Annotated in this window: 19 protein-coding genes; 8 read left to right on the top strand and 11 right to left on the bottom strand. The window is 62.1% G+C overall.

Going from position 1 to position 17,924, the window contains the following annotated elements:
* Positions 1 to 257 precede the first annotated feature (257 nt).
* The 3 genes from ACVWWJ_RS11945 (at position 258) to ACVWWJ_RS11935 (ending at position 3,369) form a co-directional block, all read left to right on the top strand.
* Positions 258 to 1,970, top strand: coding sequence for a S9 family peptidase (locus ACVWWJ_RS11945; RefSeq protein WP_456968007.1), 1,713 nt, complete (start codon positions 258 to 260; stop codon positions 1,968 to 1,970).
* 4 nt (positions 1,971 to 1,974) lie between these two features.
* Positions 1,975 to 2,856, top strand: coding sequence for an MBL fold metallo-hydrolase (locus ACVWWJ_RS11940; protein WP_456968005.1), 882 nt, complete (start codon positions 1,975 to 1,977; stop codon positions 2,854 to 2,856).
* 126 nt (positions 2,857 to 2,982) lie between these two features.
* Entirely contained in the window at positions 2,983 to 3,369 is a 387-nt protein-coding gene (locus tag ACVWWJ_RS11935; RefSeq protein ID WP_456968004.1) for a hypothetical protein, read from the top strand.
* Between the two features lie 23 nt (positions 3,370 to 3,392).
* Here the strand turns inward: ACVWWJ_RS11935 and ACVWWJ_RS11930 are convergent, their stop codons facing one another.
* The 3 genes from ACVWWJ_RS11930 to ACVWWJ_RS11920 all read right to left on the bottom strand — a co-directional run bounded on the left by ACVWWJ_RS11930 (position 3,393) and on the right by ACVWWJ_RS11920 (position 5,470).
* Positions 3,393 to 3,854, bottom strand: a complete 462-nt coding sequence (locus tag ACVWWJ_RS11930; protein WP_456968003.1) for a helix-turn-helix domain-containing protein — start codon at positions 3,852 to 3,854, stop codon at positions 3,393 to 3,395.
* Positions 3,855 to 4,084: 230 nt separating this feature from the next.
* Positions 4,085 to 4,426, bottom strand: a complete 342-nt coding sequence (locus tag ACVWWJ_RS11925; protein ID WP_456968001.1) for a hypothetical protein — start codon at positions 4,424 to 4,426, stop codon at positions 4,085 to 4,087.
* A gap of 831 nt (positions 4,427 to 5,257) precedes the next feature.
* On the bottom strand, positions 5,258 to 5,470 hold the full coding sequence (locus ACVWWJ_RS11920; protein ID WP_456968000.1) for a hypothetical protein: 213 nt from the start codon (positions 5,468 to 5,470) through the stop codon (positions 5,258 to 5,260).
* 209 nt (positions 5,471 to 5,679) lie between these two features.
* Here ACVWWJ_RS11920 and ACVWWJ_RS11915 point away from each other — a divergent pair, with 209 nt between their 5' ends.
* Together ACVWWJ_RS11915 and ACVWWJ_RS11910 are read left to right on the top strand one after the other, a co-directional pair.
* Entirely contained in the window at positions 5,680 to 7,176 is a 1,497-nt protein-coding gene (locus tag ACVWWJ_RS11915) for an ATPase domain-containing protein (protein WP_456967999.1), read from the top strand.
* A complete protein-coding gene (locus tag ACVWWJ_RS11910; RefSeq protein ID WP_456967998.1) occupies positions 7,154 to 9,208 on the top strand; it encodes an ATP-binding protein in 2,055 nt (684 codons plus the stop codon). The genes ACVWWJ_RS11915 and ACVWWJ_RS11910 overlap by 23 nt, the downstream gene beginning before the upstream one ends.
* Positions 9,209 to 9,225: 17 nt before the next feature.
* On the opposite strand, the gene ACVWWJ_RS11905 is transcribed toward ACVWWJ_RS11910, so the two are convergent.
* Both ACVWWJ_RS11905 and ACVWWJ_RS11900 read right to left on the bottom strand, forming a co-directional pair.
* A complete protein-coding gene (locus tag ACVWWJ_RS11905) occupies positions 9,226 to 9,456 on the bottom strand; it encodes a hypothetical protein (RefSeq protein ID WP_456967997.1) in 231 nt (76 codons plus the stop codon).
* Between the two features lie 103 nt (positions 9,457 to 9,559).
* A complete protein-coding gene (locus tag ACVWWJ_RS11900; RefSeq protein WP_456967996.1) occupies positions 9,560 to 9,934 on the bottom strand; it encodes a response regulator in 375 nt (124 codons plus the stop codon).
* Positions 9,935 to 10,123: 189 nt separating this feature from the next.
* Between ACVWWJ_RS11900 and ACVWWJ_RS11895 the strand changes: the two genes are divergently transcribed.
* Genes ACVWWJ_RS11895 through ACVWWJ_RS11885 form a run of 3 tightly spaced genes read left to right on the top strand, consistent with a single transcriptional unit; the run spans position 10,124 to position 13,806 of the window.
* Positions 10,124 to 10,894 carry an EAL domain-containing protein gene (locus ACVWWJ_RS11895; protein WP_456969700.1) on the top strand — a complete coding sequence of 257 codons (771 nt, stop codon included), beginning with the start codon at positions 10,124 to 10,126 and terminating at the stop codon, positions 10,892 to 10,894.
* 47 nt (positions 10,895 to 10,941) lie between these two features.
* Complete coding sequence (locus ACVWWJ_RS11890; protein WP_456967995.1) at positions 10,942 to 11,439, top strand: hypothetical protein; 498 nt, start codon at positions 10,942 to 10,944, stop codon at positions 11,437 to 11,439.
* A 9-nt stretch (positions 11,440 to 11,448) separates the two neighbouring features.
* Positions 11,449 to 13,806, top strand: coding sequence for an FdhF/YdeP family oxidoreductase (locus ACVWWJ_RS11885; RefSeq protein ID WP_456967994.1), 2,358 nt, complete (start codon positions 11,449 to 11,451; stop codon positions 13,804 to 13,806).
* On the opposite strand, the gene ACVWWJ_RS11880 is transcribed toward ACVWWJ_RS11885, so the two are convergent.
* Genes ACVWWJ_RS11880 through ACVWWJ_RS11855 form a run of 6 tightly spaced genes read right to left on the bottom strand, consistent with a single transcriptional unit; the run spans position 13,741 to position 17,886 of the window.
* A complete protein-coding gene (locus tag ACVWWJ_RS11880) occupies positions 13,741 to 14,034 on the bottom strand; it encodes a cytochrome C oxidase subunit IV family protein (RefSeq protein ID WP_456967993.1) in 294 nt (97 codons plus the stop codon). The two genes, ACVWWJ_RS11885 and ACVWWJ_RS11880, sit on opposite strands and share 66 nt — an antisense overlap.
* On the bottom strand, positions 14,031 to 14,675 hold the full coding sequence (locus ACVWWJ_RS11875; protein WP_456967992.1) for a cytochrome c oxidase subunit 3 family protein: 645 nt from the start codon (positions 14,673 to 14,675) through the stop codon (positions 14,031 to 14,033). Before ACVWWJ_RS11875 ends, ACVWWJ_RS11880 begins: the two co-directional genes overlap by 4 nt.
* Positions 14,672 to 16,270: a cytochrome c oxidase subunit I gene (gene ctaD, locus ACVWWJ_RS11870; protein ID WP_456967991.1), complete on the bottom strand. Its 1,599-nt coding sequence runs from the start codon at positions 16,268 to 16,270 to the stop codon at positions 14,672 to 14,674. Before ctaD ends, ACVWWJ_RS11875 begins: the two co-directional genes overlap by 4 nt.
* Positions 16,257 to 16,841: a c-type cytochrome gene (locus ACVWWJ_RS11865; protein ID WP_456967990.1), complete on the bottom strand. Its 585-nt coding sequence runs from the start codon at positions 16,839 to 16,841 to the stop codon at positions 16,257 to 16,259. The genes ctaD and ACVWWJ_RS11865 overlap by 14 nt, the downstream gene beginning before the upstream one ends.
* Positions 16,829 to 17,194, bottom strand: a complete 366-nt coding sequence (locus ACVWWJ_RS11860) for a cytochrome c oxidase subunit II transmembrane domain-containing protein (protein ID WP_456967989.1) — start codon at positions 17,192 to 17,194, stop codon at positions 16,829 to 16,831. The genes ACVWWJ_RS11865 and ACVWWJ_RS11860 overlap by 13 nt, the downstream gene beginning before the upstream one ends.
* Positions 17,191 to 17,886 carry an SCO family protein gene (locus tag ACVWWJ_RS11855; RefSeq protein WP_456967987.1) on the bottom strand — a complete coding sequence of 232 codons (696 nt, stop codon included), beginning with the start codon at positions 17,884 to 17,886 and terminating at the stop codon, positions 17,191 to 17,193. The genes ACVWWJ_RS11860 and ACVWWJ_RS11855 overlap by 4 nt, the downstream gene beginning before the upstream one ends.
* Positions 17,887 to 17,924 lie beyond the last annotated feature (38 nt).

The raw sequence follows: 17,924 nt of genomic DNA, 5'->3' as shown, positions 1-17,924 counted from the left end.
TGTGCGGCCTTGGCGCCCGGATTCTTCCGGGCGCCCTTCTTGCAGAGACACACTTAATGCCTGCGTTCGCCCCGGAAGACATCTACGAACTGCGCGACCTCACCTCGCTTGGAGGCAGCTGCGCTCATGACTTATGCACGTGGGTCGTTTCGCAAGCGAAGGCGGGCGCTGACAAGTACGAATCCGTCGTGTGGGCTGCCCGGGGTACGGCCCCGGCACGCCCCATCACATCACGTGAATCTACCGCGAGCAGCCCGGTGCTCGATCCGAAGGGTGAGATCCTTGCCTTCTTGTCCTCTCGCGGGAAGGGCAAACAGGTCTTCCTGCTCTCCGTGGCCGGCGGAGAGGCTCGTTCATGCGGCCATCTGAAGCATGTCCCGAAGAGCGTCGAAGGATGGTCACCTGACGGCGCCCGGTTGCTGTTGCTGCTCTCCGTGCCTTGGGCGGAGGACGAGCTCGATGACGTTGAAGCGGAGCACCGGCCTGTTGTTGCGCGCTTCCTTCCCTACAAGTTGGATGGGAGCGGCCCGGTCGTCGGTGAACGCAGTCATCTGGCGGTGCTGGATACTGCCAGCGGCGCGGTGCAGATTCTCGTAGGCGGTGACGTTGACGTGCGCGAAGCATCGTTCTCTCCGGATGGGCGCCGCATTGCGTATGTCCGCGCCCGCGCGGGACGCCAGCGTCACCTTCGCGACCTGTATGTGGCCAGCGCCGACGGATCGTCGGAACGGCAACTCACCCATGGGCTCGCCACTGTCCTTGGCCTCTCCTGGTCGCCGGACAGCCAGCTGCTGGCTGTTACGGGGTCAGAGACGGAAGGAGAAGCGCTCAAGCACCTGTTCCTCGTCGACGTTGCGCGCGGGGGGCACCGGCCTGCCATGAAAGGTGACGTCGAGGTGGCTGCGGCCGGTTGCATCTGGGCTTCCGGGGGCGATCAGCTGGCTGTCGTGGTGGAACATCGGGGCAGGGCATCTGTCGCGCTCGTCGACTGCGGGACAGGCGACCACGCACTCGTACACCCCGCTCTTCAGCAAGTGACCGCCATCACGGCACAGCGCGACAGGCTTGTATTCGTGAGGGCGACCATGCGACAGCCGGCCGAAGTGTATAGCTGCCGGTGGGACGGCAGCGACCTGCGCCGCCAGAGCGAGTTCAACAGCTGGTTCAAAACACGCACCCGTCCCCGGGTCAGCATGCGGCGTATGCGTGTGCCAGACGGAGCGGGAGGTGATGAAAGCATCGATGTGTGGCTCCTTAAGCCGCCGACCGGACACGGGCCGTGGCCCACTCTCGTGTACATGCATGGTGGGCCTGAGAGTGTCGTCCCGATCGAACATGATCGACAGATGTATTGGTTTTCCCTGTGCGAGCAGGGCTGGATGATCGTGGCACCGAATGCCGTCGGGTCGAGCAGCTATGGGTCGGCTTTTGCGCAGCGGCTTCGCGGACACTGGGGTGAGCGCGACCTGCCGCAATATCTTGCAGTGATCGATTCACTTTGCCTGGAGGGGTTGGTCGGTTCGCGGGTTGGCTGTGCCGGGAAATCCTACGGCGGATTCCTGGCGGCATGGGCGTTGGGGAAAACGGAACGTTTTACTGCGGGGATCGTGAGTGCTCCCGTGGCCAATGTTCTTTCGCATCAAGGTACCTCGGATACCGGGTTCTACGTCACGCCTTACGCAGTGAATGCAGAAGCCACGGAAGATCTGGAAGCGTACCGCCGGCTGTCGCCCCTGCTCACTTTCGAAAAACTGAAAGCGCCGACTCTCTTTCTGCAAGGTGAAAAGGATGCCCGGTGTCCGCTCGGTCAAAGCGAGGAGCTCTTTAGCCGCGCCATACGGGAATCGACGGCGGACGTTACCCTCGTCGTGTACCCGGGCGGCGACCATTCCATGTCGTCTTCTGGGCGCCCCAGTCACCGGGTTGACTACAACCGTCGCTGCACGCACTGGTTGCTGACGCGAGCCTGACATCATGCGCATACATCATCTCAACGCGATCTCAAGTTGCCCCATGGGCGGGCGGTTAATGGATGGTCGAAGCCGTTCGGTGTGGACGCGCGGGGAGCTGGTGTGTCACTGCCTGCTGATCGAAACGGCGGACGGCCTGGTGCTGGTAGACACCGGCTTCGGGCTAAAGGACGTTCGCGCGCCATCTTCTCGCCTGAGTTGGTTCTTTCTTGCGATGGTGAAGCCCGAATTCCGGGAAGACATGACGGCGATACGTCAGGTGGAAGCGCTCGGCTACTCCCCGCACGACGTCCGGCATATTGTCATGAGTCACCTGGATTTTGACCATGCTGGTGGATTGGATGATTTTCCGTGGGCGACCGTGCACATGTTGCGCCGCGAGCGCGATGATGCGCTGGCTCAGCGCACGTGGATGGACCGGCAACGGTTCCGCCCCCAGCAGTGGCAGCATCGCGAACGATGGAGAACCTACGACGTCGATAAAGGCGAAGGTTGGTTCGGTTTTAACAGCGTCCAACCGATGGAGGTCACAGACGACATCCTGCTTATTCCGCTGGCAGGCCATACGCACGGCCATTGCGGAATCGCGGTGCGCGCTGCGAACGGGTGGCAGTTGCTGGCGGCGGACGCCTATTTTCACGAACACGAGATGCGCCTGGAAAACCCGTGCTGCACGCCAGGGCTTCGCTTTTACCAGTGGATGCTGGAGAAAGATCGGCAAGCCCGTTTCGAAAACCAGGATCGCCTGCGCACGCTCAAAGCTGAGCATGGCAATGACGTTTCCATTTTCTGCAGTCACGACGCGGCAGAATTCGAACGTTTATCCGGCCGCTCTCCGGCGATTCCCGCTGATGCGCTGTGGCCCTTGTCGCGGAAGAAGTTCTGAAGGTTGGGGTCGCTTTCACGCCGTTCAGGGATGTGTGGTTCCGCGCGCTGATCCTGCCCCAGACGCTCACCGCTGCCGGTCCAACATTGACGCTGCCCGCGAACGGGCAGTCATCAGGATACGCACATGAACAAAGTTCTCCTTTTCAGCATGGTGATCGGCACCGCAGCTTTCAGTACATTTGCCCTTGCGCAAAGTAGCAGTGGCGCCGCGGCTCAGTCTTCGAGTTCAGGCACGCAAGGTCAATCCGGCCAGTCGGGGCAATCGGGCCAGGCCGGGCAGGCAGGGCAATCGGGCCAGGCTGCGCAACCGGGCCAGTCGGGGCAGGCCGGCGGCCGCGACGGGACGATGTCGAGCAGCGGCAGTAACGGCTCGTCGACGGGATCGTCTACGACCGGCTCATCGGGTACCGGATCCAAGCGCATGCACAACAGGTCGTCCGGCGGCGTCTCCGGAAGCAACGGAACGAGTGGCAGCACGCAGCCGTCGCAGCCGACGTCCGGGGGCAAGTGAAGGTAAGCGCTGAACGCCCTTAATCATGTATGCGAGCGTTCGCCGTCGGCTGTCGCTGTCATGGCACGGTCGGCGGCAGCGATTGCCTTGCGCCATTTGCCCGGTGGCATGCCGAAGCGCTGGCGGAGGTGCCGGCAGAGATGTGGCTGGTCGTACAGGCCACAGGCCAGCGCGATGTCGGTCAGCGATAGTCGCCGTTCGCGCATCAGTTCGCACGCTCTCTCAAGGCGAAGTGCCAGGACGTAGTCACCCGCCGTTGTGCCGAAGGTCGCCCGGAAGGCCCTGCAAAAACCGGTTGTCGTCGATCGGACCGCGGCCGCGAGCGCCGCAGTGGAAAGATCGCCGTCAAGATTCGATTCGATGTGCTTACGGATGCCCTCAGCGACGCGTGGCGCGAAGGGCCTGTAAGTGCGCGAACGCCTGATGCCCGTGAAGGTGTCGAGTGCGTCGATTTCTTCGTAGCTGACGTCGAATTCCAGCATCATGATGCGCGGTCATCGGTCACGACGGCCAGCTGGCGTACTTGCCTGTAGATGGTTCAAGCATGCGTCCTCCGCTGGCCCCAAGTCCCTGCCGCCACGGAACTCAGCCCGGAGCATCCGCGGCGGCAGGACGGCTCAATGCGAGCCGTGGCAACACTTTGCACGGAAACGCGAGCAGCGCGCGCAAACAACGTCGTTAGTGCCGCTCACGATGCTGAACGTCGCCTCGGATTTCAGGGGGAACCGAAGACCATGAGAGCGTCTGCTACCAGCAGCAAGGTCGCTCCGAAGCCTACCGCTGGAATACTGTCATCCGGACCAAGGGCCTCCAGGAGGAGGGTGGCCGCCAGGGCGACATTGGCAAACCCTGCAGTACGCGCATTGGTCGCTAACAACGCGACGCGAAAGCGGGCCTCGTCGAAATCTTCAAGCAGCACGGCTTCGCCGATGGCATTGGCGTCGGTGGCCAGCGACGCCAGTGCAAGAATCCTGGTCTCATGCATCGAGCCGTCGCTACGCATGGTCGACACGCCTTGCGCCGCAGTGGCCATGCCTGCAGCCGCAGGTGAGTCCATCGTCAACGGCGTCGGCCGCGGCCTGCGATGCACCCTGGCAGAACTCGCTGCAATACCTGCCGCCCGTCGGTCTTGCGCAAAAGCAACCTTCGTGCGCGCAACGTATTTCCGTCGGCGACGCAAGAAACGCGTTCCGCGAAGGCATCCATGCCGGGAGCGGTGTGACGGTCAGATGGGCGGCAAGCTGCGCGCAATCGATGGCTTCGAGTAGGTCGTCTTTGCTGAAGGGCTTGACGAGCGGTATCGCGCACGGCGGGGCTCCCACATACGTTGCGCAGCGGTCGGAGAGCATGACAACCGTCGCTACTTCGCCGCAGCCATGACGGCACGCCGCGATGTAGGCTTCGCGCAGGGTCTCGCCTGGGGAGGGAACACAGGCAAGCAACAGCAACGGACACCGTCCCTCTGACAGTAGGGCAGCCCCGCCATGCGTCGCGGCGATCGCCACTTCAAATCCTGCTGCCCCCAGAACGTCCCCGAGCGCCGCAGCGAGATCGCCACGCGGTTCTATGATCACGGCAAGTGGCTTGGCTGTTGCCCGGGCACCTGCTCCAGTGAAATCGTCGCTGACATCCGGCCACGCGCCGCGCACCGGACCATCCTCTTCACAGCCGTGTCTCTGTTCCATGCTTTTACTGGCTCCCCGAGAAAACCTGCCGCCCAGAGAGCACCGACAGGGGGAAGGTTTTTCTCCCGGAGCGGCAGGACGACCCAGGATCCAGATCGCCCTGCAATTTTCAGCAATGTGCGTGCACGATGCCGTGTGATCACCCGGCTCCCGCCTTCACAAAGCTGACTGGCGTCTCTGTGAAGCCCGTCCGGATATCGCAATCATCTTGGGTTCAGAACGCGATCCTCGATAAGGATAGAGGCCGCTGCGCGGCCGTATTCGCGAGCGTAGGCAAGAGCAACAGGACGTGTGTCGAAGCCAAACCGGGCCGTCCACGCGAAGAGTTCCGTTCCGTCAGGAGCGACGATCGAAAAGGCGGGGCGAAACCAGCCTTCCGACGGCTCTGCGCGCGTCGTCAGGACATAGTCGCTCAAGGCGAGTCTGCTGGTTGGCATACCCACTGATACGAACAGCCAGCAGCCATGGATGCATCGTTACGTGCCGATGCGTCGAGCGCCACTGCCAGCGCTGGCGGAATCATCACAAATGTCTCCATACCATATCAACATGCAGGCTCCGGCCCGCATTGGCCTCCGAGGGCGCACTGGCGCCGGCGGAATTCGTTCCCCGGCACGGCGCTTCCATGACCCTTTCACGCATTGCAACCGGTGTACCCGGCCTCGACGCCATCTTGCGCGGGGGCCTACCCGCCAATCGCCTCTACCTTCTCGAAGGGCAGCCGGGCTCGGGTAAGACCACGCTCTCCCTGCAATACCTTCTCGACGGAGCGCGCCGGGGGGAGAGCTGCCTTTACATCACACTGTCCGAGACGGCCGATGAGCTGCATGGCGTAGCCGAATCACACGGTTGGTCGCTCGACGGGTTGCACCTGTTCGAGCTCGCTTCTGCCGAAGCGGTTCTCGGGGATGGTCGGCAGCAATCGATTCTCCATCCCTGGGAGATGGAACTTGACGGCACGGTCAGGCTCATTCAGGCCGAAGTCGATCGGGTCAAGCCAACCCGGGTTGTGTTCGACTCCCTCTCTGAGCTTCGCCTGCTCGCGCAGGACCCCCTGCGGTACCGTCGCCAAGTCCTTGCCCTGAAGCAGTTTTTTGCTCCTCGCAACATCACTGTCTTTCTGGTCGACGTGTTGGCAGGGGACGGCATCGAACGGGATGCGCATCTCCGCAGTCTCTGCCACGGCGTGATCTCCCTCGAACGCCTGACGCTGGAATTCGGCGCAGCGCGCCGCCGCATGCAGGTCCAGAAGCTACGTGGCAGCGACTTCATCGCGGGATACCACGACCTTGCCATCTGTACCGGTGGGCTTGAGGTATACCCTCGCCTTGTCGCGTCCGAGCACCATGCCCCCTTCGTCGGCGACCCGGTGCCCAGCGGCATCGTCGAGCTCGACCGGCTCCTTGGCGGTGGTCCGCTCCGGGGGACCAGCGCGTTGCTCACGGGTCCTGCGGGTAGCGGAAAGACCAACGTAGCCATCCAGTACGTCTGGTCGGCATGCGAGCGGGGCGAGCACTGCTGCATCTTCCAGTTCGACGAACGCACCGGCACCTTGCTGACCCGAGCTGCCGCGTTGGGGCTCGACTTGCGACCGCACATCGATAGCGGCTTGCTCGAGTTGCGACAGATGGATCCGGCCGAGATCTCACCCGGTGAGTTCGCATGGACTGTGCGCAAGGCGGTGGAAGACAACGACTGTAAACTTATCGTCATCGACAGCCTCAATGGGTATCTGTCGTCGATGCCCCAGGAAAAGCAGCTGATGCTGCAGATGCACGAATTACTGTCGTTTCTCAACCAAAACGGTGTGATGACCCTTCTGGTCAACCCCCAGCATGGCCTCGTCGGTACGATGTCGACCGGAAACCTCAACGTCAGTTATCTCGCCGACACGGTGATCCTGTTCCGGTTCTTCGAGGCAAAGGGTCGCATTCGCAAAGCCATTTCCGTTCTGAAAAACCGGAGCGGCCCTCACGAAGACACCATTCGCGAGCTCCGGATCGACGAGCTCGGCATTCGCCTGAGCGCGCCGTTGGAAGAGTTCCGCGGCGTGCTCACCGGGACACCCAAATTCGTCGGCAATGAGTCCCCCTTGCTGGATGGTGTTCGTGTCGGCGAGTAGGAGGGTTTTACTCCTCGCCCCCTATGGTCGGGATGCTGCAACGCTCGCCGACGTGCTACGCGTTCGAGGTCTCCTCTCTGAGGATGTCGCATCGATCCAGGCGCTGGCGGACAAGCTCGACGACAGTGTCGGCGCGGTGGTGGTTACCGAGGAGGCCATCGTTGGCGATATGACGACGCTGCTCGATGCGCTGCGGCGACAGGAGCCCTGGTCGGATATCCCGTTCATCCTGCTCCGCGCAGCGCGGTCGTCCAGCCCGGGCTTGCGACCGTCCTTGCCTGAGGAGGCGCTAAACGTGATCGAGCTCGAACGTCCGTTGAGCTCGACGTCGGTCGCCAGTGCCGTCTCGACGGCCTTGCGAGCACGCCAGAAGCAGTTTTCTCTACGCGAACACATGGCGCGGCTCGAAGAAAGTGAATCCGCGCTTCGCGAAAGCCATTCCGAGCTCCGGCTGATCGCAGACTCCCTTCCTGTGCTCATTGCGTTCATCGACAGGAACCTCGTCTATCGCTTCGCAAATCGTGCTTACGAAGACTGGTTCGGTATGCCCGTGAGCAAGGTGCTGGGCCATCGGGTAGACGAAGTGCTCGGCGCGGACGTGTGGAAAGAACGCAGACAGGCCGTCGCGAGTGTGCTCAACGGTGAGGCCGTAAGACTGGAGGCGTCCTGGCCGACGGTCGACGGGCAACAGAGGGAGGCCGAGATCCGCTACTTACCCCGCATGGGAGCCAGTGGCGAGGTCGATGGCTTTCACGTGTTTGCTACCGACATCACCGATCGGAAAGTGGCTCTGGAGGCCACGCGCCTCCAGGCTGCGGCACTCGAAGTCCGGGTGCGGGAGCGGACAGCGGCACTGCAGGCAGAAATGCAGGCAAGGGAGGCAAGCGAGGCGGCGCTGCGCCAGGCGCAGAAAATGGAGGCGGTCGGCCAGTTGACCGGGGGTATCGCGCATGACTTCAATAACATGCTCACCGGTATTCTCGCCGCGATGGACCTCATGCGCATGCGCGTCGATGCGGGCAACTTCGACGGGATCGGGCGTCTTGTCGATACGGCCACGGCGTCGGCACAGCGGGCAGCGGGCTTGACTCAGCGACTTCTGGCCTTCTCGCGACGGCAGACGCTTGACCCGAAGCCCGTCGACGTCAATGCCATGGTCGCGTCGATGGAGGAGCTCTTCGTACGAACGCTCGGCGAAGACATCCGACTCCATGTGGTGCTTCAAGCCGGGCTTCCCCTCGCATTGGCCGACGCCAACCAGCTCGAAAGCGCGCTGCTCAATCTGGTCATAAACGCCCGGGACGCCATGCCGGACGGCGGCGACCTGACGGTCCAGACAGCGACGTCAGCAGGCAAAGCTGTTGGCGGGGCCGCATCGGGTGAGTGCGTTGTGCTTTCCGTGACCGACACGGGCATTGGCATGGACGAGGCACTGCTCGCCCGGGTTTTTGAACCGTTTTTCACGACGAAGCCGTTGGGGCAGGGCACCGGACTTGGCATGTCGATGATCTATGGCTTCATCAAGCAGTCCAATGGCAACATCGACATTAGTTCAGCCGCGGGCAAGGGCACGACGGTTCGACTAGAGGTACCCGTGGCGCGGGAAGACCTCGTGTCGTCCAGCGAGGAAAGATCCGCGCGCGTGGACGGCAACGGGCAGTCTGTCCTTGTCGTTGAAGATGATGTGCAGGTGCGTAGCCTGGTGTCGGAATTGCTCTCGACGCTTGGCTATAGCGTGCATGCGGCAGCGGCGGCTGATGAGGCGCTCACACTTCTTCCGTCCATCATGGGACTCGACCTGCTGGTGACTGACGTCGGCCTGCCAGGGCTCAATGGCCGCCAGCTCGCCGACCTTGTCCGCCAGTCACTTCCGGACCTGCCGGTGCTTTTCATGACCGGCTACGCAGGCAACGTTCCCACCCGCGCAGGCTTTCTGGGTGACAACATGTCGATGATATCCAAGCCGTTCGATCTCGACGATTTCAGCAGTTCCGTTGCCCGCATGCTCGCTCCGCCGCTCGCACCCATCTGAGTAGACGGTGCAAGCCATCAGGGCCTGGGTGCTTTGAGGTCCGGCCCGAACAAACGCCACTTGCCGTCTTCACCTTCAAGGCTTAAATACGTCTCGAGCCCTTCCGTCGATTTGAGGCGGGCTGCCTCGCGCGCCGCGAACCTGACGGCATCGTGGCGCGCATCGAATGCGCGTTGCTCGCCACAGGGCAGGTCGACCGTCCAGTTTTCGTCATCGGGTGGGTGAAACGGAATGTCAAACACGAGCATTGATCGGACCGCACGAAGGACAAGACGTTTCGATGGTGACTGCAACATCAGCGTGATGTGTCAAAAGACCCTGCACAAATGTCTAGAGGTACCTGAATAAGCATTACAGGATGGTCTTCCTTAATGTCTCGGCTAGGGCCAACAGGGCAGCTCGGGTCACCGGTTTCTGAAGAAAAGGCAGGCCCGAAAAAGGTGCCGGAAGCACCGTGTGCGGATGCCCGGATACAAAAGCGACCGCCACGTCCTTCGCAATGAGAGCCGTGGCAACCCCCAGCGAATCTCCGCCCTCAATATCGACGTCGACCAGGGCAATGTCCGGTCTGCGCGCGAGGAGCGCGTCGATGGCATCGACCTCGTTTGTCACAACGTGGCAGACGCGAATCCCGGCGTCCTCGAGCACCATCTTGTAAGCGTCGGAAACGAAGACATCGTCTTCAACCAACAGGCAGGTCGTCGGCTCTTCCAGATTGATTTCCATCGGGCATCCTGTAAATCGTTGATCGACGATGCCCGGCCCGAGGTCAACAACGTGTGTCGCAAATGCGCGTGTCGCTTGATCTATGGCTACCGATGGGTCTCGGTGAGGTCGTCTTCACATGGATACCGCCGCCCTTGTTTAGTCTTCGCCAAGGCTGCCGTTAAAGGCAGGGGACAACCGGAGGGCGGGATGGGGAATCAGGCTGCGTGCGGCGCGTGCCGCAACGGGGAAGCGTTTGGTCAGCAGATCACAATGGCGTTCCAGCCTATTGTCGACGTGGCAGCCAGGACGGTCTTTGCGCATGAAGCACTCGTGCGCGGCATGGACGGCGCCTCGGCACAGGATGTGATGGCGAGGGTCAGTGCCGAGAACCACTACGCATTCGACCAGGCCTGCCGCGTGCGGGCTCTGGAATGTGCCGTCGAGGCGAGCCTTCCTGCTTTGCTCTCGATCAACTTCCTCCCCAATGCGGTCTACAACCCCGAGCACTGCCTGCGTGCGACCCTGGTCGCGGCTGAGCGGGTAGGGTGGCCCCTGGCCAATATCATCTTCGAGGTGACCGAGCACGAAGCGATCACTGACCCGGCTCATCTCCTCAATATCCTTCGAACGTACCGCGCGCGCGGCTTCCTCACGGCTATCGACGACTTCGGCGCGGGTTACGCGGGCTTCAATCTCCTCGCGGATTTCCAGCCTGACCTGCTCAAGCTGGACATTGGCCTTATCCGGGGTATTGATGAGGACAGGGTTCGCCAGCGGATCGTCGCTCACATGGTGGCTCTTTGTTCTGAGCTGGGGGTTCGGGTGGTCGGTGAGGGTGTTGAGACCTCGGACGAACATGCAGCCTTGCTCGATGCTGGCGTGGTCCTGCAGCAAGGCTACCTGTTTGGCCGTCCTGCGCTTGCTCCGCTGGGCGACGCCGCTTTTCCACTCATCGACTCTTCCGTCACGCCTGGTTGACCGCACTGGCCAAAAGATTGCCCGGTGACGAAACCCGGGAGTCGCATATGAAAATCCGCCATGTCTACAGCACGCCTGACCTCGAAAAGGCCCAGTTGGCCATTCAGGCTGCCAGGCGGGCGGGGATAAGCAACGACGACTTGTCGCTGATCGCCCGCTCCGATGTCGAGCTGGAAGCCATTCCCGATGATCGCAAAGACGCGCATACCGATTTCATGCCGGCCGCCGTTCGGGGACTCGCGGAAGGCGGTGCTACCGGACTCCTTGCGGGTCTGGTCGCCATGGCCATTCCGCCACTGGGCGTGACGCTGGCGGGAGCGGTGGCTGTTGGCACCGTTAGCGCACTGGTTGGCGCCTGGACGAATGCCTTGATGGGCGCCTCGACGCCCGACCCGGTACGCCAGGCTTTTGAACAAGAGATTGAGTCCGGTCGCATCCTGGTCGTTATCGATGGCGAGGGAGCGGCCGTCGAGAACGCAGACAAAGCCGTTGTCGCGACCGGAGCTGTTCCCTTGCCCTTCGAGAAGCCGACCGTCCTGTCGTGAGTGGTGAACATGGATAACAAGAAAGAGCGAGGCCTTCAACATGAGGGTGCGGCAGGCGGTTGGGGCTCGGTCAGCGGCATGGCTCAAGTCGTCTGGCGTGAAAAACCGACGCCTTCGGTTATCGATACGCTGCTGCATCAGAACAAGGCCGGCGGTTTCATGTGCACCTCGTGCGCCTGGGGCAAACCGGCCCATCCGCATGCGTTCGAGTTCTGCGAGAACGGCGCCAAATCCACGTTGTGGGAGCTGACCTCGGACCGCTGCACACCGGCGTTCTTCGCCGGGCATACGGTGACGGAACTACTCACCTGGGACGACTACGACCTCGAAATGCAGGGCCGGTTGACCGAGCCGATGCGTTATGACGCGCCGACGAACCGCTACGTAGCATGCACCTGGGATGAGGCGTTTACTTCCATCGGGACAACGTTGCGAGGTCTCGACCCCGCCTCGGTGGTTTTTTACGCGTCAGGGAAGGCGGCGCTCGAGCAGTCTTACCTGTATGGACTGCTGGCCCGTTTTTACGGCACGAACAACCTCCCCGACAGCTCCAACATGTGCCACGAAACCACTTCGGTGAGTCTGAAGAAGGTCATCGGTTCGCCTGTGGGAACGTGCGTGCTCGAAGATTTCGAGCACTGCGATGCGATCTTCTACTTTGGTCAGAATCCTGGCTCCAACAGCCCGCGCTTTCTCCATCCGCTGCAAGAGGCGGTGAAGCGGGGCTGCAAGATAGTGACGTTCAATCCGGTCCGGGAGCAAGGGCTGGTGCGCTTCATCAACCCACAGAATCCGGCGCAGATGCTCACCGGGCAGGCGACGGAACTGTCGCACATGTACTTGCAAGTGCGACCGGGCGGAGATATCGCAGCCCTTCTTGGCTTATGCAAACACGTGCTTGTGCTGGATACCGAGCGCGTCGGCAAGGGCGAGCGGGCAATCGTTGATCACGCCTTTATCGCGGGACATACCAGCGAGTTCGAGGCCTTCGCGAAGAAAGTCGAAAGCACCTCATGGGACGACATCGAGCGCGAGTCCGGCTTGTCCCGGGTGCAGCTCGAGGCGGCCGCCGAAGTGTTTGCTAGCGCCAGGAACGTGATTGGCGTTTATGGCATGGGCCTGACCCAGCACGTGCACGGCTCGCAGTCCGTGGGCATGCTCGTCAACCTGTTGCTGTTGGGCGGACACATCGGCCGGCGGGGAGCGGGTGTGTGTCCGGTGCGCGGGCATTCAAATGTCCAGGGTCAGCGTACCGTGGGCATCTCCGAGAAGCCGGAGCTCGTGCCTCTCGACCTGCTGGCAAAACAATTCGACTTCGAGCCGCCGCGCGAGAAGGGCATGGGCACGGTGGAGGCCTGCGAGGGTGTGCTGGCCGGCAAGGTCAAGGGCTTCATCAGCCTGGGCGGTAATTTCGTCCGCGCCATCCCCGAGCGCGAACGGATGGAGGCTGCCTGGACGCAGCAGGAACTGACCGTCTACATCGCGACTAAACTCAACCGCAGCCATCTTGTCCACGGCCGAGCATCGTATCTGCTGCCGTGCCTGGCACGGTCCGAGGATGACCGGCAGGCAAGTGGCAGCCAGTCCGTTTCGATGGAAGACAGCTTCAGCCACATCCATGGTTCGATGGGCCGTCGTACACCCGCCAGCGAACATCTTTTATCTGAAGTTGCCATTGTTGCGGGCATCGCCAAGGCGGCGCTGCCGCCGCATCCCAAGTGGCAGTGGGATGACTGGACCAGCGACTACGGCAAGATCCGCGATCTGATCGAGACGAGCTACCCGGACCAGTTCCACGATTACAACCAGCGAATGTTCGATGCCGGCGGCTTTTATCGAGGCAACCCTGCCCATGACCGGAAATGGAAGACGGAAACCGGAAAGGCACGCTTCACTGATCCGTCCGTTCTTTCGGCCGTTGGCGTCGGCGATGCGCCCGGGCGGTATCACCTGATCACGATGCGCTCGAACGACCAGTTCAACACGACCATCTACGGGCACAGCGACCGTCTTCGTGGGCTCGAAGGCTCGCGCATGGTGCTCCTCATGAATCCTGATGACATCGCGCGCGACGGGCTGCAAGCGGGCGAACTCGTGGACGTCATCGGCGACGCGGGGGATGGCGCCCTGCGCGAGGTGGCGGGACTCACCATCACGCCGTTCAATCTTCCATCCGGCTGCCTGGGGGGCTACTACCCGGAGATGAACCCGTTGGTTCCCCTCTGGTATCACGACGTGGAGTCCAGAACGCCTGCAGCGAAGGGTGTGCCCGTACGCGTGCGTCGCCGCGAACGCGCTCCGCTACAGGATGATGACCGGTACGCGATTGAGGAAGTCGCCCAGGGTCAGCACGATAAGGATAGCTAGCCAGACAAAGCCGAAACAGGCGGCGAAGCGGATCGGCGCCCCGCTCGACGAGAGCTTCATGAAGAAGAACAACACGATCGCTGCCTTCAGGGCGCCGATGGCCGGCCCCGCGAACGCGTTGAAGGCGCCAAGGTGCATCCGGGCCAGTGCCACGCTCAAGGCAAGCAGTCCAGCCAGCGCAGCCAGTGCCAGCAGATGCGCACCGACGGATGGCGGCCGTTTGCTCATGCGCGTCCCACCAGGTAGTAGAGCGGAAAGACAAAAATCCAGACGATGTCGACCAGGTGCCAGTAAAGGCCAGCGACCTCCAGCGGCGTGTGGTCCTCGGCGGAATACACCCCTCGGCAGACACGCCGCGCCATCACCAGAAGCAACACCACCCCGATAAGCACGTGCAGGCCGTGGAAAGCCGTGGTGACGTAATACAGCACGAAGAAGAGCTGCTTCTGTGTTGCGAGCGCGCCGACTTCACCGTAGCGAATGCCCGGGATGTCGGCCGAGCGGAAATCAGCTGCGTATTCAAAGCCGTGGATCACCAGAAAGCCGAGGCCGAGAACGGCGGTGCCCGCAAGAAGCCACGTGGCGATGCGGCGTCCACCTAACTGGACGTCCCGGATAGCCAGCGCCACCGTAAAGCTACTGGTCAACAACACCGCGGTTTCCACTGTACCGAGCGTGAGGTCGGTGTGCCGGCTGCCTGATGAAAAGGCGTCGGGCCACATCAGCCGGAGGACCGTATAGGCGGCAAACAGCACGCCGAAGAACAGGACTTCCGTAGCAAGAAACGCCCAGATGCCAAGCGTCGCGGCGTCCCGCTGCTGGGCGGCGTCGTCGAACTGCTCAGCTACCTGGCGTGCGGCTTCCGTCATGGGCTGGCGTACGCATAGGGGCCATCGGTCACCACGGGCGAATGATCGAAGTTGTGCGTGGGCGGTGGTGACGACGTCTCCCATTCAAGGCCCTTGGCTCCCCAGGGGTTCGGGCCGGCGCGTTCACCGTAACGGAACGACCAGAGGAAATAGCCAATGGGAAGCAGGTAAGCGGCCGCGAGAAGAACCGCGCCCGCCGATGAAAGGACGTTGAGGAGGGCGTATTGGGCGGGATATTCGTGGTACCGCCGCGGCATGCCTTCCGCGCCCGCGATGAACTGCGGGAAAAACGTGAGGTTGAAGCCGAGGAACATGAGGATGGCGGCAAATCGTGCCCACGCTTCCGAGTAGAGCCGCCCCGTTATCTTTGGCCACCAGAAATGGATACCCCCCAGGTACGCCATGACGGCGCCGCCGACCATGATGTAGTGGAAGTGAGCCACCACGAAGTAGGTATCCGTCAGGTTGACGTCAAGCGCCGTTGCTGCGAGGAAGAGACCGGTAAGGCCACCGACCATGAACAGGCCGACGAAACCCAGGGCGTAGATCATCGGCGCACCGAAGGCGATATCGCCCTTGTAAAGGGTGGCGGTCCAGTTGAAGACTTTGATGGCCGAGGGCACCGCGATGATAAAGCTGAGGATGGAGAACACCACGCTTGCGTACATCGACTGCCCGGCCACGAACATGTGGTGTCCCCACACCAGGAAACCGACCACGGCGATGCCGATGATCGAATACACCATGAAGCGGTAACCGAAGATCCGTCGCCGGACGCTTGCCGTGATCAACTCGCTCACCACGCCCATGGACGGCAGCACCATGATGTATACGGCCGGGTGAGAGTAGAACCAGAAAAAATGCTGGAACAGCAGTGGGTCACCACCGAGCGCGGGGTCGAAGATGCCGACGCCGAACAGACGCTCCGCTGCGATCAGCGCCAGGGTCATGGCAAGCACCGGTGTCGCCAGCATCATGACCAGCGAAACGCCGTACATCGACCAGACAAAAAGCGGCATGCGGAACCAGCCCATGCCTTTGGTGCGCATGGTGTGGATGGTGACGATGAAATTAAGCCCGGTAAGAATCGACGAGAAGCCGACAATGAACACCCCGACCACGGTCAGCATCACGTTGGAGTTGGAAAACATGGTCGAAAACGGCGTATAGAACGTCCAGCCGGTATCCACGCCGCCAAGCAGAAGACACGCGATGGTGAAGATGCCGCCGCTCAGATAGAGGTACCAGCTGAACAGGTTGAGGCGAGGAAAAGCGACGTCGCGCGCACCGATCATCAATGGCAGGAGAAAGTTTCCCAGGGTGTTTGGAATCGACGGAATGAGGAAGAACCAGACCATGACCACGCCATGGAAGGTGAACGTCTTGTTGTAGGTCTCGGCGCTCATCACATCGCCGGCGGGGGTCGCCAGTTCGAGGCGGATGAAAGCGGCGGCAATGCCGCCGAGGAAGAAAAAGAATGTGATTGCCACCGCGTAGAGGATGGCGATCCGCTTGTGATCGTGTGTCGATAACCAGGACCACAACGTGTTGCCCTCGGTGAGGTAACTGGGCGGCGCGTGCTCAGCGGGCTTCATGCGTCGTCTCCCGGTCATTGCCACGAACTTTCAGGTAGGCGACGAGCGCCAGGATATCGGCCTCGTCGATGCGATCTTTGTAGCTGGGCATCACTGCGGCATACCCGGCGGCCACTTCGGTTGTCGGCAAGACGATGGCGTCGTGCAGGTAACGATCGTCGGCGACGACCTGACGGCCATCGGTGAGGGGCACCGTGCTTCCGTAAAGGTTATCCAGTCGAGGCGCGTGGACTGCGGACCCGGGGTCGTGGCATCCGGCGCAGCCATATCGGGTGAACAGGGTTCGGCCGCGGTCCGCGAGGGAACCGACCGTGTGGCTTGCCAGCCAGCGCGCGTGCTCGGCAGGTGTGCCGACGACAACGACGCCGCCCATGCGCGAGTGATCGGTTCCGCAATACTCGGCGCAGAACAGGTTGAACGTACCGGGGAGGGTGGGCGTGAACCAAAGGTCGGTATACCTGCCGGGAAGGACGTCCTGCTTGACGCGGAACGCGGGCACGGAGACATCGTGAATGACATCCTGCGAGGTCATGACCAGGCGCACGGGCTGTCCCAGCGCTACATGGAGCATGTTGATTTCACGCTGGCCTCCGGGTGCTCGAACTCCCACATCCATTGCTTGCCCACGACGTAAACGGTGTTGGCATTGGCCGGCGGGCTGCGCATATCGATCCAGAGCTTGATGCTCCAGGCGAAGATGCCGACGAAGAGCAGGAAGGGAATCAACGTCCAGGTAAGCTCGATGCCGAGTTCGCGGTGTGTTTCGCCACTGCGATCGACGTTGCGACCGCGGCGGAAGCGCACGGCGAACACGAACATGGTAATGAACACGCCCAGGACGACGACGGTGCTCAGGCCCAGTAACGTGTAGAAAAGCGCGTCTACGCGCGGTGCGAACGTCGACGCGTTTGGCAAGCCGGTCATCGGGCCCTCCTGCGCAGCACCAGGGCGCCGCCGAGCATCAGGATGACGAAGCCGCAACCCAAGACCATCATGATCCGGCTGACGAGTACGCTGTAGCGGCCGGTACTCGGGTCGTATCCGCAGCACAGCAGCACGAGTCGGTCTATGACGGTGCCCAGGTGCCCGCCGGATGCATTGACGAGGGCAAGTCGCACAGCGTCCGGATCGAATCCCACACCGAAGAAATACTGGGAAATGCGCCCCTCGGGTGTCACGACGATCAACCCGGAAGGGTGTGCATACTGATCGTTTCGGGCATCCAGAAAGTAGCGGAAACCTGTAGCGCCGGTCAGCGCGGCGATGGCGGGCGTCGCCGCCGTGGCGAACACCCAGTGCCGGACGCCGGCCCTCGGGTCCATGCCGTCCAACATGTTCCGGGCCTCAATAGCGCTCGCTGATGTTTCCCGCGGATCGATGCTGACGAAGACCACGCGATAGTCCTTCACGGAGTCGAGCTTCATCGCCGCGAGCGCGGTTCCCATGCCGTGCAGCGTCAGGTCGCAGAGATTAGGGCAACGGTAATACCCGAACGACATCAGCAGGGGCTTGCCGTCGGCAAGTTCGGTCAGGGTCCGCGACTGCCCGTCGGTATCCGTGACACGTGTGGACATGGGAACCACGCCGCCCACGTGCTGGTCGAAGCCGGCGCGCATGTCGAGATCGCGCGGTGGCGGAACACCGGCGGTCACGG

The sequence above is a fragment of the Luteibacter sp. HA06 genome, from assembly GCF_054061215.1.
Note: the sequence above shows the minus strand (reverse complement) of the source record. Positions and strands in the feature narration are given on the sequence as shown.